Source organism: Streptomyces sp. NPDC086554 (assembly GCF_040686095.1).
Classification (GTDB): Bacteria; Actinomycetota; Actinomycetes; order Streptomycetales; family Streptomycetaceae; genus Streptomyces.
On sequence record NZ_JBFBJK010000008.1, the window covers coordinates 54,818 to 68,432 of the forward strand.

At 71.0% G+C, this 13,615-nt stretch carries 15 protein-coding genes and 2 pseudogenes; 10 read left to right on the forward strand and 7 right to left on the reverse strand.

What is annotated here, in order from left to right:
* The first annotated feature begins 14 nt into the window (after positions 1 to 14).
* Both AB0O76_RS14835 and AB0O76_RS14840 read left to right on the forward strand, forming a co-directional pair.
* The gene (locus tag AB0O76_RS14835) at positions 15 to 737 is read left to right on the forward strand and encodes a response regulator transcription factor (RefSeq protein ID WP_365489918.1); all 723 of its coding nucleotides are present in this window, start codon (positions 15 to 17) and stop codon (positions 735 to 737) included.
* Complete coding sequence (locus AB0O76_RS14840; protein ID WP_365489921.1) at positions 730 to 1,893, forward strand: HAMP domain-containing sensor histidine kinase; 1,164 nt, start codon at positions 730 to 732, stop codon at positions 1,891 to 1,893. The genes AB0O76_RS14835 and AB0O76_RS14840 overlap by 8 nt, the downstream gene beginning before the upstream one ends.
* Here the strand turns inward: AB0O76_RS14840 and AB0O76_RS14845 are convergent.
* Positions 1,796 to 2,485 (reverse strand): hypothetical protein, encoded by a 690-nt coding sequence (locus AB0O76_RS14845; RefSeq protein ID WP_365489924.1) that lies wholly within the window; start codon positions 2,483 to 2,485, stop codon positions 1,796 to 1,798. The two genes, AB0O76_RS14840 and AB0O76_RS14845, sit on opposite strands and share 98 nt — an antisense overlap.
* 120 nt (positions 2,486 to 2,605) lie before the next feature.
* Between AB0O76_RS14845 and AB0O76_RS14850 the strand changes: the two genes are divergently transcribed.
* Complete coding sequence (locus AB0O76_RS14850) at positions 2,606 to 3,433, forward strand: SDR family oxidoreductase (protein WP_365489927.1); 828 nt, start codon at positions 2,606 to 2,608, stop codon at positions 3,431 to 3,433.
* On the opposite strand, the gene AB0O76_RS14855 is transcribed toward AB0O76_RS14850, so the two are convergent.
* Positions 3,424 to 4,557: a hypothetical protein gene (locus AB0O76_RS14855; protein ID WP_365489930.1), complete on the reverse strand. Its 1,134-nt coding sequence runs from the start codon at positions 4,555 to 4,557 to the stop codon at positions 3,424 to 3,426. The two genes, AB0O76_RS14850 and AB0O76_RS14855, sit on opposite strands and share 10 nt — an antisense overlap.
* A gap of 152 nt (positions 4,558 to 4,709) precedes the next feature.
* On the opposite strand from AB0O76_RS14855, the pseudogene AB0O76_RS14860 reads away from it, so the two are divergent.
* Both AB0O76_RS14860 and AB0O76_RS14865 read left to right on the forward strand, forming a co-directional pair.
* Positions 4,710 to 4,926: pseudogene (locus AB0O76_RS14860) on the forward strand (winged helix-turn-helix transcriptional regulator); the annotation flags it as partial.
* A 37-nt stretch (positions 4,927 to 4,963) separates the two neighbouring features.
* Positions 4,964 to 5,806, forward strand: coding sequence for an aldo/keto reductase (locus tag AB0O76_RS14865; RefSeq protein WP_365489934.1), 843 nt, complete (start codon positions 4,964 to 4,966; stop codon positions 5,804 to 5,806).
* A gap of 53 nt (positions 5,807 to 5,859) precedes the next feature.
* Here AB0O76_RS14865 and AB0O76_RS14870 read toward each other — a convergent pair whose 3' ends face one another.
* Positions 5,860 to 6,462 carry a GNAT family N-acetyltransferase gene (locus tag AB0O76_RS14870; RefSeq protein ID WP_365489937.1) on the reverse strand — a complete coding sequence of 201 codons (603 nt, stop codon included), beginning with the start codon at positions 6,460 to 6,462 and terminating at the stop codon, positions 5,860 to 5,862.
* A 28-nt stretch (positions 6,463 to 6,490) separates the two neighbouring features.
* On the opposite strand from AB0O76_RS14870, the pseudogene AB0O76_RS14875 reads away from it, so the two are divergent.
* A pseudogene (locus AB0O76_RS14875) lies at positions 6,491 to 6,637 on the forward strand (transposase); the annotation flags it as partial.
* 168 nt (positions 6,638 to 6,805) lie between these two features.
* On the opposite strand, the gene AB0O76_RS14880 reads toward AB0O76_RS14875, so the two are convergent.
* Entirely contained in the window at positions 6,806 to 7,273 is a 468-nt protein-coding gene (locus AB0O76_RS14880) for a hypothetical protein (protein ID WP_365489940.1), read from the reverse strand.
* Between the two features lie 122 nt (positions 7,274 to 7,395).
* Here AB0O76_RS14880 and AB0O76_RS14885 point away from each other — a divergent pair, with 122 nt between their 5' ends.
* Entirely contained in the window at positions 7,396 to 8,880 is a 1,485-nt protein-coding gene (locus AB0O76_RS14885) for an alpha/beta hydrolase (RefSeq protein WP_365489943.1), read from the forward strand.
* Here the strand turns inward: AB0O76_RS14885 and AB0O76_RS14890 are convergent.
* Both AB0O76_RS14890 and AB0O76_RS14895 read right to left on the reverse strand, forming a co-directional pair.
* Positions 8,877 to 9,539 carry an SRPBCC family protein gene (locus tag AB0O76_RS14890; protein WP_365489946.1) on the reverse strand — a complete coding sequence of 221 codons (663 nt, stop codon included), beginning with the start codon at positions 9,537 to 9,539 and terminating at the stop codon, positions 8,877 to 8,879. The genes AB0O76_RS14885 and AB0O76_RS14890 overlap by 4 nt on opposite strands.
* 262 nt (positions 9,540 to 9,801) lie before the next feature.
* Positions 9,802 to 10,740 carry an aminoglycoside phosphotransferase family protein gene (locus AB0O76_RS14895; protein ID WP_365489949.1) on the reverse strand — a complete coding sequence of 313 codons (939 nt, stop codon included), beginning with the start codon at positions 10,738 to 10,740 and terminating at the stop codon, positions 9,802 to 9,804.
* A 93-nt stretch (positions 10,741 to 10,833) separates the two neighbouring features.
* Between AB0O76_RS14895 and AB0O76_RS14900 the strand changes: the two genes are divergently transcribed.
* On the forward strand, positions 10,834 to 12,024 hold the full coding sequence (locus AB0O76_RS14900) for a damage-control phosphatase ARMT1 family protein (RefSeq protein WP_365489952.1): 1,191 nt from the start codon (positions 10,834 to 10,836) through the stop codon (positions 12,022 to 12,024).
* A gap of 12 nt (positions 12,025 to 12,036) precedes the next feature.
* Here AB0O76_RS14900 and AB0O76_RS14905 read toward each other — a convergent pair whose 3' ends face one another.
* Positions 12,037 to 12,372, reverse strand: a complete 336-nt coding sequence (locus tag AB0O76_RS14905) for a helix-turn-helix domain-containing protein (protein ID WP_365489955.1) — start codon at positions 12,370 to 12,372, stop codon at positions 12,037 to 12,039.
* Positions 12,373 to 12,503: 131 nt separating this feature from the next.
* On the opposite strand from AB0O76_RS14905, the gene AB0O76_RS14910 reads away from it, so the two are divergent.
* Together AB0O76_RS14910 and AB0O76_RS14915 are read left to right on the forward strand one after the other, a co-directional pair.
* Complete coding sequence (locus AB0O76_RS14910) at positions 12,504 to 12,806, forward strand: putative quinol monooxygenase (RefSeq protein WP_365489958.1); 303 nt, start codon at positions 12,504 to 12,506, stop codon at positions 12,804 to 12,806.
* A gap of 229 nt (positions 12,807 to 13,035) precedes the next feature.
* Positions 13,036 to 13,545 carry an N-acetyltransferase gene (locus tag AB0O76_RS14915; RefSeq protein WP_365489961.1) on the forward strand — a complete coding sequence of 170 codons (510 nt, stop codon included), beginning with the start codon at positions 13,036 to 13,038 and terminating at the stop codon, positions 13,543 to 13,545.
* The last annotated feature ends 70 nt before the right edge of the window (positions 13,546 to 13,615 follow it).

A 13,615-nucleotide genomic window follows, 5' to 3' on the forward strand; every position in this document is an offset into this window, starting at 1 on the left:
GTAGCCTTGATGACATGCGTGTGCTGATCGTCGAGGACGAGCCCTATCTGGCGGATGCCATCCGCGATGGCCTCCGCCTGGAAGCGATCGCCGCCGACATCGCAGGTGACGGGGACACCGCTCTGGAACTGCTGGGCATCAATGCCTACGACATCGCCGTCCTCGACCGCGACATCCCCGGCCCTTCCGGTGACGAGATCGCCAAACGCATCGTCGCCTCCGGCAGCGGCATGCCGATCCTCATGCTCACCGCGGCCGACCGAGTCGACGACAAGGCCTCCGGGTTCGAACTCGGCGCCGACGACTACCTCACCAAACCGTTTGAGCTTCGAGAGCTCGTCATGCGGCTGAGGGCGCTCGATCGCAGGCGCGCCCATACCAGGCCACCCGTGCGAGAGATCGCGGGCCTGCGCCTTGATCCGTTCCGCCGCGAGGTCTACCGAGACGACCGCTACGTCGCGCTCACCCGGAAACAGTTCGCCGTGCTCGAAGTCCTCGTCGCCGCCGAAGGCGGTGTCGTCAGCGCCGAAGAACTCCTGGAGCGCGCCTGGGACGAGAACGCCGACCCGTTCACCAACGCCGTGCGCATCACCGTCTCGGCTCTGCGCAAGCGTCTCGGCGAACCCTGGATCATCGCCACCGTGCCGGGCGTCGGCTACCGCATCGACACGCAATCAGGGGTCGGACACGAGGGACACGAGGGAGACGAGGGAGACGAGGGAGACAAGCGTGGATAGGGCACCCGGGCGGAGCGTTCGCCTCAAACTCACCCTCAGCTACGCCGGATTCCTCATGGTCGCGGGCGCCTTGCTGCTCGCGGCGGTGTGGGTGTTCCTCCTGCGCTACGTCCCCGACCGTGCGATGCTCATCAACCCCGATGACAGGCCCGACGGTGTTTTTCCCGTCCGGTCCGTCCTCCAGGACGTCTTCGCTCCGAGGGCCGCCGCCGTACTGGCGTTCCTGCTGGTGTTCGGCCTCGTGGGAGGGTGGATCCTCGCCGGCCGCATGCTCGCCCCACTGACCCGCATCACGGACGCCACCCGCATGGCCACGCACGGATCGCTCTCCCACCGGATCCGGCTGCCGGGCCGCAAGGACGAGTTCCGCGAACTGGCCGACGCCTTCGACGCGATGCTCGCCCGGCTCGAAGCGCACGTCGCCGAACAGCAGAGATTCGCAGCCAACGCCTCACACGAGTTGCGCACCCCGCTGGCGATCTCGAAGGCATTGATCGACGTGGCGCGCACCGATCCGAGCGCCGACACCGGTGAAGTCATCGACCGCCTCCACGCCGTCAACACCCGGGCGATCGACCTCACCGAGGCGCTGCTCCTGCTCAGCCGCGCCAACCAACGGTCCTTCACCCGAGAACACGTCGATCTGTCCCTCATGGCGGAAGAAGCCACCGAGACACTTCTCCCCCTCGCGGAGAAGCACGGCGTCACCATCGAGACCCGCGGCGACATCGCCCCCACGATCGGATCACGAGCGCTCCTGCTGCAGCTGACCACGAACCTCGTGCACAACGCGATCGTCCACAACCTGCCTGAACAGGGCGGCGTCTGGGTCACCACCACCGTCCGCCCCGGGACTGTGGTGCTCACCGTCGAGAACACCGGCGAGAAGCTCACCGCACAGCGGGTCTCGACGCTCACCGAACCATTCCAGCGCGGCACCGAGCGCATCCACACCGACCACGCAGGCGTCGGCCTCGGCCTGGCCATCGTCAAGACCATCGCCCAGGCACATGACGGAACACTCACCCTCACCCCGCGCTCCGGCGGCGGGATCCGCATCACTGTGGAACTGCCCCACCCTCACTTTCGTACCAGCCCAGCGCGCCGCCACCCTCTGACGGGTCGAACGACTGGTGCAGTCCCACCAGAGCGGTGACCAGGCGCGGGTCCAAGCCGTCGCCCAGCACGCGGTACTCGTCCGCCACACCCCGGAAGACCAGCCGCGCCCGGCCCGACGGTTCGCGCCAGATCACCCGGCGCGGCGCGCCGAAACCGCCGTCGCCCTCGCCCAGGAGAGACGTGATGCCCCACACCACACTGAGCGGCAGGCCGATGGGCCACCACACCGCCCACCACAGCAGACGGCCCCGATAGCCGCACAGGGCAGGGCCGTTGACCGGCTCGACGGTCCACTGCGTACGGCCGAACCGCAGCAGCGGGCGGCGGCGGAGCGTGATCCGGGCGAGCGGGGCGCCGTACGGGTCCTCGACGAGGTAGACCCCTGCGCGGCCGCTCACGCGGGAGCCGAGGGGCTGCTCGGTCGTCACCCGTGCGATGAGGGCCTGCCCGTCGGTCACGATGTGAAAGGCGCGCTCGGAGCGCCGGCGCGCGGGCTCGGGGGCCTCGGGGTCACGGCACAGCTGGCCGACCTCACGCGCCGCTTCGCGCCGTTCGCCTTCGCCGAGGCTCACGACGATCGGCGGAGTTGTCGCGTATCTGACTTGGTACGTCACTCGCCCTTGCGCCACGTTCTGCCCCTCCCCGTTCCGCGGCTGTCCGAGCGGTCATGATCTCACCGCCGGGGTGGTGGCCCCGGCTCCGTATGATCGCGCCATGTGCATACGACAGTTTCCGGAGGCTGAACAGGCATGACAGAGCGCAGAGTTGTCATCGTCACGGGTGGCGGAACGGGCATCGGTGCCGCCACCGCCCGGCAGTTGCGCGCGGCCGGTCACCAGGTGGTCGTCTCCGGGCGCCGCCCCGAGCCGCTGCGCCGGGTCGCCGAGGAGACCGGGGCGCTCGCCCATCCCGCCGACGCCGCTGATCCCGCGGCCGTCGCGGGACTCGTCGAGGCGGCCACCGAGACCTACGGACGCCTCGACGGCCTGGTGCTCAACGCCGGGATCGGCCGCAGCGGAGCCGTCGGCGACATCTCCGACGAGGACTGGGACGCGGTCCTTCGCACCAACCTCACCGGACCCTTCCAGCTGCTGCGCGCCGCGCTGCCGCACCTCCTCGACGCGCGCGGCTCGGTGGTCGCCGTCGCCTCGGTCGCCGCGCTGCGCAACGGCGTGGCCAACGCGGCGTACGCGACGTCCAAGGCGGCGCTGCTCCAGCTGTGCCGGTCGCTCGCCGTCGACTACGGCAGGGACGGCCTGCGCGCCAACACCGTCTGCCCCAGCTGGGTGCGGACCGAGATGGCCGACCGGCGGATGAACCGGTTCGCCGAGGAGGCCGGGCTCGGGGACGGCGGCGCCGACGCCGCGTACGACGAGGCGACGCGGCTGGTCCCCGCGGGCCGCCCCGGGCAGCCGGAGGAGGTCGCGGAGGCGATCACCTGGCTGCTCTCGCCCGCCGCCTCCTTCGTCAACGGTGCGACGCTCACCGTCGACGGCGGGGTGACGGCGGTCGATCCCGGAACGGCCGCGTTCGACTTCAGCATCGCGCCGCGCGGCGGGGGCGAGCGTCAGGAGTAGCGCTCGATGCGGAGTTGGGCCGGTGGGTAGGGCGAGGACGAGGTCGTGCCCACCGACCAGTAGCCGCCGTCAGCTCCGGGGATCCGGGTCAGGGCCTCCGGCATGAAGGTGGTCGCGGTCTCCGGACCGCGCTCACTGACCCAGGCGGCCGTGCCGTCCCACCGCAGGTAGTGGGCGCGCTTCTGGTCCCAGAAGTCCCAGCCTGCGATCCGGTCCGGCCTGCCGTCGGCATCCCCCACGATGCCGCTCAACAGGCCGACGCCGAACGGGGCCTTGACGTCGGTCCACAGCGTGCCGTCCCAGTGCTGCAGCGTGACGCCCGGCGGTTTGCCGGGCGGTCCGCCCACGCCGTACGCGAAGCCGGTCAGCCAGATGTCGTCGTGCGCGACCGGCAGCAGACCGCTCACGGAGGCGCGGATCCCGAGCTGACGTGGCACCACCGTCCAGGTGCTGTCCCACCGGGCGATGATGTCGCCGAAGACCCACACCTCGCCGCCGGGCGTGACATGGACGCCGGTCGGTGTGGGCGCGGCCTCGTCCGGTAGCGGAGTGCACCAGCGCCACGTCCGGCCGTCGCCGTGCAGCAGCCCGGCGCGGTCGCCGTGCCGCCCCGACACCCAGAATCCGCCGTCGGGGCCGGACGCGACGTCCGTAAGGCGTGTCCCCGGCTCGCCCCGGCCGGGGAAGTCCGTCTCCCGCCAGGTCGTGCCGTCCCAGGCGAGGAGCTGGTCGTGCCCCGCCGCGTTCGTGCCAAGGGCCCAGGCCGCGCCGCCGGGCGGGCCCGCGGCGACCGCGCGCAGACCGCCGCTGTACGTCAGGTGGGCGAGGTCGGTGGGCGACCAGGCCGAGCCGTCCCAGCTGAGGGCGATCGGGGTGCCGAGGGTGCCGCCATTGCGGCCCTGCTCGCCCACGGCCCAGGCCGCCGCGGGCCCCGCGGCGGCGACCGCGGCGAGATGAGCGGCCTCCTGCCCGGCCGGGGCGGGTACCTCCTGCCAGGAACCGGCGGCGGACGATCCGGCGGCCGATGGCCGAGCGGCTGCGGCAGTGGCGCCGGCCGGCGGCAGGGGCACGGCCAACCCGGCGCCGGTGGCGGCAAGGCCGCGGACGAATGCGCGTCTTCGCATGAAGAGTCCTTCCTTGGATGGGTGCGATGGGTGCGATGGGTGCGTGGTCACCCTGAACCGGGCGCCGTGCGGTGTCTATGCACGCGTATGCGTAATTCGGGGCGTCGGTAGGGTGGGCGGCTTGAGGAAGGTGCCTTCCCTGAGGGGGACTCAGCCGCTGGGCCACGCCGATCCTCTGGACGCTCAACGAGTACGGCCGCCGGCGCTTCGCCGCCGCGTGCGGAGTACGAGATCAGTGAACTGGGGCGCAGCCTCGGCCCGTTGTTCGCCACGCTCGCGGAGTGGTCCACCGCCAACCTGGGCCGGATCGAGCAGGCCCGCCTCGACTACGACGAGCCCGCGGGACGGTCGTCGGCCCAACACCCTTGATAGCGTCGGGCGTTCACTGAAGGGTGGACACCAACACATGACAGCAGCGAGCGACACCTTCCGTATCGGTGGCGAAATCGGCGTACGGCGGCTCGGGTTCGGGGCGATGCGGCTGCCCACCGAGCACGGGGCGGCCAGGGAAGCCTCGGTCGCGGTGATCCGGCGCGCCGTCGAGCTGGGCGTCACGCTGATCGACACGGCGTTCATGTACGGATGGGGCGCCAACGAGGAGCTTCTCGCCGAGGCGCTGTATCCGTACCCGGACGACGTGCTCATCGCGACCAAGGTGGCCGTCGAGCAGCCGGCTCCCGGCGCGGAGGCGCAGATCAACGGGCGGCCGGAGTTCCTCAGGGACCAGGTCGAGCAGGCCCTGCGCCGACTGCGGACCGAGCGGATCGAGCTGCTCCAGATGCACCGGCTCGACCCGAAGGTACCGCTCGCCGATCAGCTCGGTGTGCTCCGGGAGCTCCGGAGCGACGGCAAGATCGGCCATATCGGGCTCTCCGAGGTGACCGTCGACGAGCTCGCGGAAGCGCGGCAGATCGTCGACGTCGCGAGCGTACAGAACCGCTACAACCTGCTCGACCGCGAGCACGAGAGCGTGCTCGACGCCTGTGCCGCCGCGGACATCGCCTTCCTGCCCTGGCGGCCCGTGCACCCCGCGGCGTCGGCCGACACCGCCGAGATCGCCGCCGTGGCGGCCGAACTCGACGCCACGGCCGCGCAGATCGCCCTCGCCTGGCTGCTCGCGCGCTCACCGGTCGTGCTGCCGATCCCGGGCACCGCCTCGCTCGGCCACCTGGAGGAGAACGTCGCCGCCGGAAGCCTGCGGCTCAGCGACGAGCAGTGGCGGCGGCTCGATGGGATCGCGGTGCGGTGAGCCGCCGGGCCTTCAAGTCCCGTCGGGCAGCGCGTACTTGAGGAGCCACTGGATCACGACGCGGCAGGCCGGTCGATCCGGTAGAGATGGTGAGCGCGGTCGTCGACGGGATTGTCCGGCTCCAGACTGACGTCGCCGACGCGGCGCATGCCCGCCTTCTCCAGCGCGCGCCAGGACGCGGTGTTGCCCACGTGCACCGGGACGAGCATCGCGGTCGCGTCGGGATGGTCGCTCCAGGTGGCCTCGATGACCGCCTGGAGCATGAGCGTGCCAAGGCCTCGTCCGGCCCGGCCGGGGTCACCGATGAGGTAGTCGATGGACACGGCGCCCGCCGGAACCTCGGCCTGGTCCACCAACTCGACGAGATACTCGGGGTAGTCGGCGAGGCGGCAGCGCTGTACGAGACCGAACGGCTCGCCGTCGAGCAGCATGAGCAGGTCCTCGGACGGCTCATCCCCGCGCGCCGCGGGACCGAAGTCGCGCGCCACCGCTTCGGGAGAGGTCTCGTGGTTCCACCACCGCGCGACGTGCGGCTGCCGCAGCCACTGGCGCAGCAGCGGGAAGTCACGCTCGGTGAGGCGACGCCAGGTGATCTTCGGAGCGCCTTGTGGGGTCGGGGATTCCGGTTGTGGGGTCGGGGATTCCGGGCCGGTCATGAAGCCGACGGTAGTGCCCCCAGGCCGTTGGAAGTACCGCACATGCTCGCCCTGGCGGGACCTGCCGGACGAACTCGGCTCGTTCCAGACCGCTCACAAACGGCTGATCCGGTGGGCCGTGGAAGGCGCTTGGCAACGGATCCTCGCTGCGGTCCTGGCCGTGGCCGACGCCGCATCTACGCCGGCGCGGGATCCCTGCCGTCATTCCCAGCCGTCCGACCGGGTGGGCCATCGACCGCGACGAGGCCGCGCAGGCGGATGAGCGGGCCGTCGCCCGCCAGGCCGCACTCCACCTCGCCGCCATCCTCATCCGGGCGCGGTGCCGACCGAGTAGGGATGACGATCAGCTGTCGTAGAAGAACAGCTCGAGATCCTCCATGGACCCCGGCCCGGTCAGGAAACCCTCGGCCTGGGCGATCTCCTTCTCCGGTGGCACCCGACGCTCTCGAAGAAGCTCCGTCATCCATTTCTCGCCCTGCCCGCCGATCGCATAGATGCCGGACAGCAGCTCGGCCATACCCGCAGGGTCCTTCGGACTGCGCCCGACGACGGGTTCGAGTTCCCAACCCCCTGCCCGGGCGGCAAGCCGGAGCACCCCGGCCCAATTGGCGATCCGCCCAATGCGTACGTGCCACGAGTCCTCGGTGAACGGCGCCAGTCGACCTCCGTGCAGGGCATTGGTCGCGGCCATGATGTCCGCCACCACCTGCCGCTCCACGGCATCACGAACCCAGCGCCCCTCCTGCGCTTCCTCAATGGCGGCCGCCCACCACTCCCATGCGCTGTCCAGCCGGGCCGTGAATGTGTCCATCCCGACAGAATCCCACGCGGTCCAAGAGACACCTCCTAGGGGTACTACCGGGGCAAACCCTGACGCGCGACGGCCAGTCAGGAGGATGTGGCGCCAGGGGAGTGACGACAAGGCTGTTGCCCATGAAGAAGTCAACGCGAAACGCCGCCCTGCTCGCCGCGTCGGCAGCCGTCCTCGGCCTCACCGCACCGCTCACCGCGACAGCCTCAACTGCCGTTGCTCGCACACCTCTTGACTGGAAGAAGTGCGAGGGGAGCGGCCTCGACCCGCGCCAGGAGTGCGCGACCGTCGAGGTCCCCATGGACTACTCCGACCCCGACGGCAAGAAGATCGACATCGCCGTCTCGCGCATCCCCAGCGAGAAGCCGGAGGCGCGCCGCGGAGCCCTGCTCCTGATCCCCGGCGGACCCGGTGGATCAGGCATCAACAACCCCTCGGGCAAGGGCCAGAAGCTGCCGCAGGAAGTGCGGGACGCCTACGACCTGATCGGCCTCGATCCCCGCGGGCTCGGCCGCTCCACACCGGTCAGCTGCGGCTTCGAGCACGGCGACCTTGCCACATCGCGACTGCGCCCCTGGCCGGGCGCCGACGGGTCCATCACGGAGAACATGACCGCCGCGCGGCGCATGTCGGACGCCTGCGAGCGCAACGGCGGCGATCTCATCCGGCACATCAGCACCGCCAACGAGGCCCGCGACCTCGACCGCATCCGGGCGGCGCTCGGCGAGCGGAAGATCTCCGCGTGGGGCGTCTCCTACGGGACGTACGTCGGAGCCGTCTACAACCAACTCTTCCCGCACCGGACGGACCGCGTCGTGCTCGACAGCAACGACGACCCCGATCACACGCAGGTCTCCCGAGGCTGGGTCGTCGCGCACGAGGCGGGGGTCGAGGACACCTTTCCCGAGTTCGCCAAGTGGGCGGCGGCGCCCGGCAATCCGGACCGGCTGGCCCGGACGGCGGCCGAGGTGCGCCCCATGTTCCTGCGCCTGGCCGCGAAGCTCGACCGCGACCCGATTCCCTGGCCCGGCGCCAACCCCGAAGAGCTCAACGGCAACGTACTGCGCCAGACGATGCTGAACACGCTCTACGACCCCGACGACTTCCCCGCCCTCGCCAAGCTGATCCTCGCCGCCCGCAAGGGCACCGTGCCGCCCGCGCCCCCGGCGCCGCCCGAGGATGTGCTGCAGAACGTCGTCTCGGTCGGAGCCGCGACCCTGTGCAACGACATCGAGTGGCCGAGGTCAACGGCCGCGTACGAGAAGGGAGTTGCCGAAAGCCGCGCCGAGTTCCCGCTGACCGCCGGGATGCCGCGCAACGCGATGCTGTGCGCGGCCTGGCCCTACCGGCCGAAGGAGGCGCCGGTCCGGATCACCGATGCCGGCCCCTCCAACGTCCTGCTCGTCCAGAACGAACGCGACCCGGCCACCCCGCTCGGCGGCGCCCTGAAACTCCGCGCCGCCCTCGGCAAGCGCGCCACCATGGTGACCGTCGACTCCACCGGCCATGACGCCTACCTCGCCAACGGCAACGAGTGCGGCGACCGGACCGTCTCCCGCTACCTGGCGACGGGGGAGCGGCCGGGGCGGGACAAGTACTGCGACTAGAGCGGCTGTCGCGACCGGCGCGGTTCAGCGCTGCCGGTGACCGGTGCGGGCCTCGGCGTGGTCTTCAAGTCGCCGAGCCAGCCTTCGACACCCTGCCGGAGGATCTCGGTCGCGGCGGGGACGTCCGCCTCGACCTGGTCCCCGGTGTGGGTCTCTTCGGTGCGTACGAGGACACCGCCATCGACCTCGGAGAAGGTCCATACGTGAACACCGTCGATGCGCAGTCCCTCACCGATCCCGGGTCCGGTCCAGCGGATGCAGGAGCCGCGCTTGAGCTGCTCGACGGTCGAGGTGATGTCCAGACTGGTGGCGGGAGTCGCGGGGTTGGGCGGTATCGGGGTCGTCCACCGGAACGCCGAGCCCTTCCGCAAGGGGCCGTGATCGAGGCGCTCCACGGCCGTGACCGGGCCCTGCCAGGACGGCCAGCGCTCCACGTCGGTCTGCAGCTTCCAGATGGTGCTCAGCGGCGCGTGGATCACGGTCTCGGTCCGGTACCGGACGGCGGCATCGGGATCGACGCCTTCTCCGCGGCAGGTGAGCGACTTGCCGGGTTGCGGGGTGGCTCCGGCGGGCACGGCGGCGGTGCCGAGGACACCGGCGACGGCGAGCGGGACGGTGAACAGGGCGGCGCGGACTCTGGTGCGGCGGATCCGGGACATGACGTTCTCCTCGTCAATTGCTGGGCGGGTGTGGCGTGTTGTATCCGTTGGCGTGCGTTGGCGAGCTACAGGTTCATGCGTTCGTGAAGCTGTAGCCATACGGGCGGGGAGGGTGGCAGACCATGGCGAAGACGGACGCGCTTCGCCGGGATGGGCTTCGCCCCGCCCTGCTCTTCGCGGCCGAACTAGACGACCTGCCGGCACAGCGCGCCTGACATCGCGGGCGGTGCGACGCCCGCTCGCACCGGCAAGGCGCCGCACGTCATGCCAGCAGTTCCGCGGTGTCGATATACGGCCTGCCGAGTTCCTCGGCCCCGAAGCCGAGGACGTACAGCCCGGTGGACACCCGCTCGAGGAAGCCCCACTCCCAGATCGCCGTCGCCTCCACCCCGCTCCTGGCCGCGAGTAGCGCGCAGTACGAACGGGCCAGGGCGGCGGCATCGCCGGCCAGCAGCTCCGTGCACCAGTCGCGCAGCACCACCCCGAGGTCATAGGCGGGGTCGGCGAGGAACCCGTCGGGGTCCACGAAGACGAAGCCCTGCTCCGACCCGGCCCGGGGAGCGAGGGTGCGCAGCGCGTTCCCCGCGTGCGGGTCGCTGTGGACGACGACGCATCGGTCGAGGTCGAACGCGGCGGACCTCCGCTCGGCGAGCTCCAGCGCCCGCGCCACGACACGCTCCGAACACGGCCGGCCAAGGCTCTCCCAGAGCCGCCCGACCAGCTCGCCAAGCACCCGCGCCTTCTCCGCCGCGGGATCGACCGTCAAGCCCTCCGCCCGAGGCACACGCCAGGCCCGCCGCAGCAGGGCGCACAGCGCCTCCATCTGCTGCCGGGGCGGGAGCCCGAGCCGGTCCATCGGCGGCCCGAGGGCTTCCAGGAGCATCGCGTGACGTTCGACGTCGTGGGCGAGCAGCCCCGCGTAACCCTGTCCATCGGCGAGCCGAAGCGTCCGCACCTGGCTCGCGAAGTCGCCCTCCGGCAGAGCGAGTTTGAGCACCGCGTCCCGGCCGTCATGGGTGCGCGCCCGGGCCACGTACGAGGTCGTTCCCCCGGCCGGCGGAGGGCCGACGCTGATCGACCACCGTCGCTCCAAGTCCTCCACGAGCGCGGGAAGCCGGCGGAGCCACGCCTCGCCGAACCCTCCGAGGCTCATGGCCTTCCGGTGTACGAGGGGCTGTACCTCGACTGCGTACTCGCTCATGGCGCCGATTGTCCGCGCGGCGCCGCGCACATGAGACGTTGGGCGTCCGCGGCGCCGCGTCCGCGTACGACCGACAGGAAGGATCAGCGAGCCATGCCCGAATCAGTCGAGGCGCCCGTCATCCTGAGCAATGAACCGGGCTCCTTCGCGTGGCGCGTGCTCGCGGAGCGGCATCCGGCGCTGATCAAGAAGGTGCGGGACGCCTTTCCCTATGGGCCCGAGCAGCACCGCGCGCTGGACGCCCTCCTTGCGCAGGCGACGGACGGCGTCATCGAACGCCTCGGTCCCGGCGCGCATGACCGGGACCTGTGGGAGGGGTGGGGGAGCGGCCACTTCGGCCGCTCGTGGTTCGATGTTCCCTTCCTCTGGGCGGAGAGTTACTTCTACCGCCAACTCCTCGAAGCAGTGGGGTACTTCGAGGTCGGCCCCTGGCAAGGGATCGATCCTTTCCGCCCGTTCAAGCAGGCGGAACTCCAGACCGTGGAGGCCGCGGAGGAACTCGCCGCGCTCGACCGGCCGGCGGACCCGGCGGCTCCCGATGCCGAGGACCAGGCCCTGCTCCTCGGCGCCCTGTGGGGCAATCGCGCCGATCTGGGGTTCCGCATCGGCTCGGAGGGCGACGCGGCCGATGCCGTCGACTCGGGGCTCGTGGCCGACGAGTCCGCGCTGCTGTGGTCCCTGCTGCCCGAAGGCGGCCGGGGCGCGCTGTGCCTGGTCGCGGACAACGCCGGGCGCGAGCTGCTGCCCGACCTCATCCTCATCGACCACCTGATGAGCCGTCAGCGGATCGAGCGGGCCGTCCTGCACGTCAAGCCGTACCCGTACTACGTCTCCGACGCGACCACCGCCGACGTGATCGACGGTCTGCGCCACCTGACCACGGCGCCCGGCGCCGCGTCCGAGGTCGGCAGGCGCCTGTGGGCGGCGATGGGCAGTGGCCGGCTCACCGTCCGCGCCCACACCTTCTCCTGCGCCCCGCTGCCGTACGCGGACATGCCCGACGACCTGCGCCAGGAGTTCGCCGACGCCACCCTGACGCTGGTGAAGGGCGACTTGAACTACCGGCGCCTGGTCGGCGACCGGCTGTGGCCCGCGAGCACGCCGTTCGCGGAACCCACGGTGTACTTCCCCGGCCCGGTGGCCGCGCTGCGGACACTGAAGTCAGACGTGATCGTCGGCCTCGACGCGCGGACCGAGGCCGCGCTGACCGCCGAGCACGGCCAGGCGTGGCGTACGAGCGGGACGCACGGCCTGATCCAGGTGCGAAGCCGCAAGGACGCTTGAGGCCGAGCCGTGCTACTCACCCCGGCCGGCAGCGCTCTCCCGCTCGGCCGCCACGATGGCGAGGAGTCCCGGAAACCGCTGCTCGACATCGGCCCTGCGCAGGGTGGCCATCCGGCTGTTGCCCCGTGACACCTGCTGGACCAGGCCTGCCTCGCGCAGCGCGCGGAAGTGGTGCGTGACCGTCGCCTTGGAGACCGGCAGTTCGAAGGAACTACACGTCCGCGCCGTGCCGTCGGGTGCGGCCGCCAGTTCGCTCACCACACGGCGGCGCAACGGGTCCGCCAGCGCGGCGAGCACCGGGCCGAGCTCCATCTCCTCGACGGTCGGGTGACCTTCGTCGTCGGGCATCCGGGTTCCTTTCGATGGGCGCGGCCCCGCAGGTACGACTTGCATCGTACCTGCGGGATCGCTAGCGTCCGGCAGGTACGAATTTCATCGTACCTAGCGCCATCGACGTACCCATCGAGGAGAGAACCTTCATGACTCAGCCGTTCATGCTCGTCGGCATCGCACGCCCCAAGCCCGAACGCGCCGCGGAGCTGAAGCGGCTCCTGCTCTCGTTCGTGGAACCGACCCGGCAGGAGCCCGGCTGTCTGCAGTACCACTTCCACGAGGACCGCGACGAGCCGGGCGTCTTTGTCTTCTACGAGGCCTGGCGCTCCCAGGGCGATCTCGACGCGCACCTGGACCTGCCCCACATGCGCGACTTCTGGGAGCGGCGGATGGACTACCTGGAGTCCGACCTCGACATCCGCTACCTCACGATGCACAGCCCTTACTGACCGACTGATATTGTTTTTGGCGTTCGTGTTCGACCGGATTGCCAAGGAAGTCGGGAGGTGGGGTCGATGACCGCGCTCAAGGCCGCTGCCATGCGCACCGCCCGGACCACCCTCACGTCCCGGGCCGCGGCCTGACCTCAGCCGGATGTGCCCCGCCGGGAGCGTGAGCTCGCGGGGCGACACTCACACGAACCCACCATGAAACGGATTCGCATCCACCATGCCCACCATGAGCGATGACTGGATCACGCGCGCCGAGACCGGCGCTGACATCCCCGCCATCCGCGACATCGTCCTCGCCGCGTTCGACACGTCCGCGGAGGCCGACCTCGTCGACGCGCTGCGCGCCGACTCTTCCTGGCTGGACGGCCTTTCCGTCGTTGCCACCGACCGGGACGGCAAGCCCGTCGGACACGCGCTGCTGACCCGCTGCCACATCGGCGACACCCCGGCCCTGTGCCTGGCTCCCGTCGCCGTGCTGCCCGAGTACCAGAAGACCGGTGCCGGGTCCGCGGCCATCCGTACGGCGCTACAGGTCGCCAAGGACCGGGGCGAGCGCTTCGTCACCGTCCTCGGGCACCCGGCGTACTACCCGAGGTTCGGTTTCTCCCGCGCCTCCGCCCACGGCATCGGCATCAGCATCGACGTCCCGGACGAGGCCATGATGGCCCTCGCCCTCGACGCCGCGCACCCGCTGCCCAGCGGCACAGTCCGCTACGCCGCACCGTTCGGCATCTAGCCCGATCCCGATCCCGATCCAGGGCCCGCCGTGCCGGGGCTGCTACACGGCCCCGGCACGGCGACTGGCA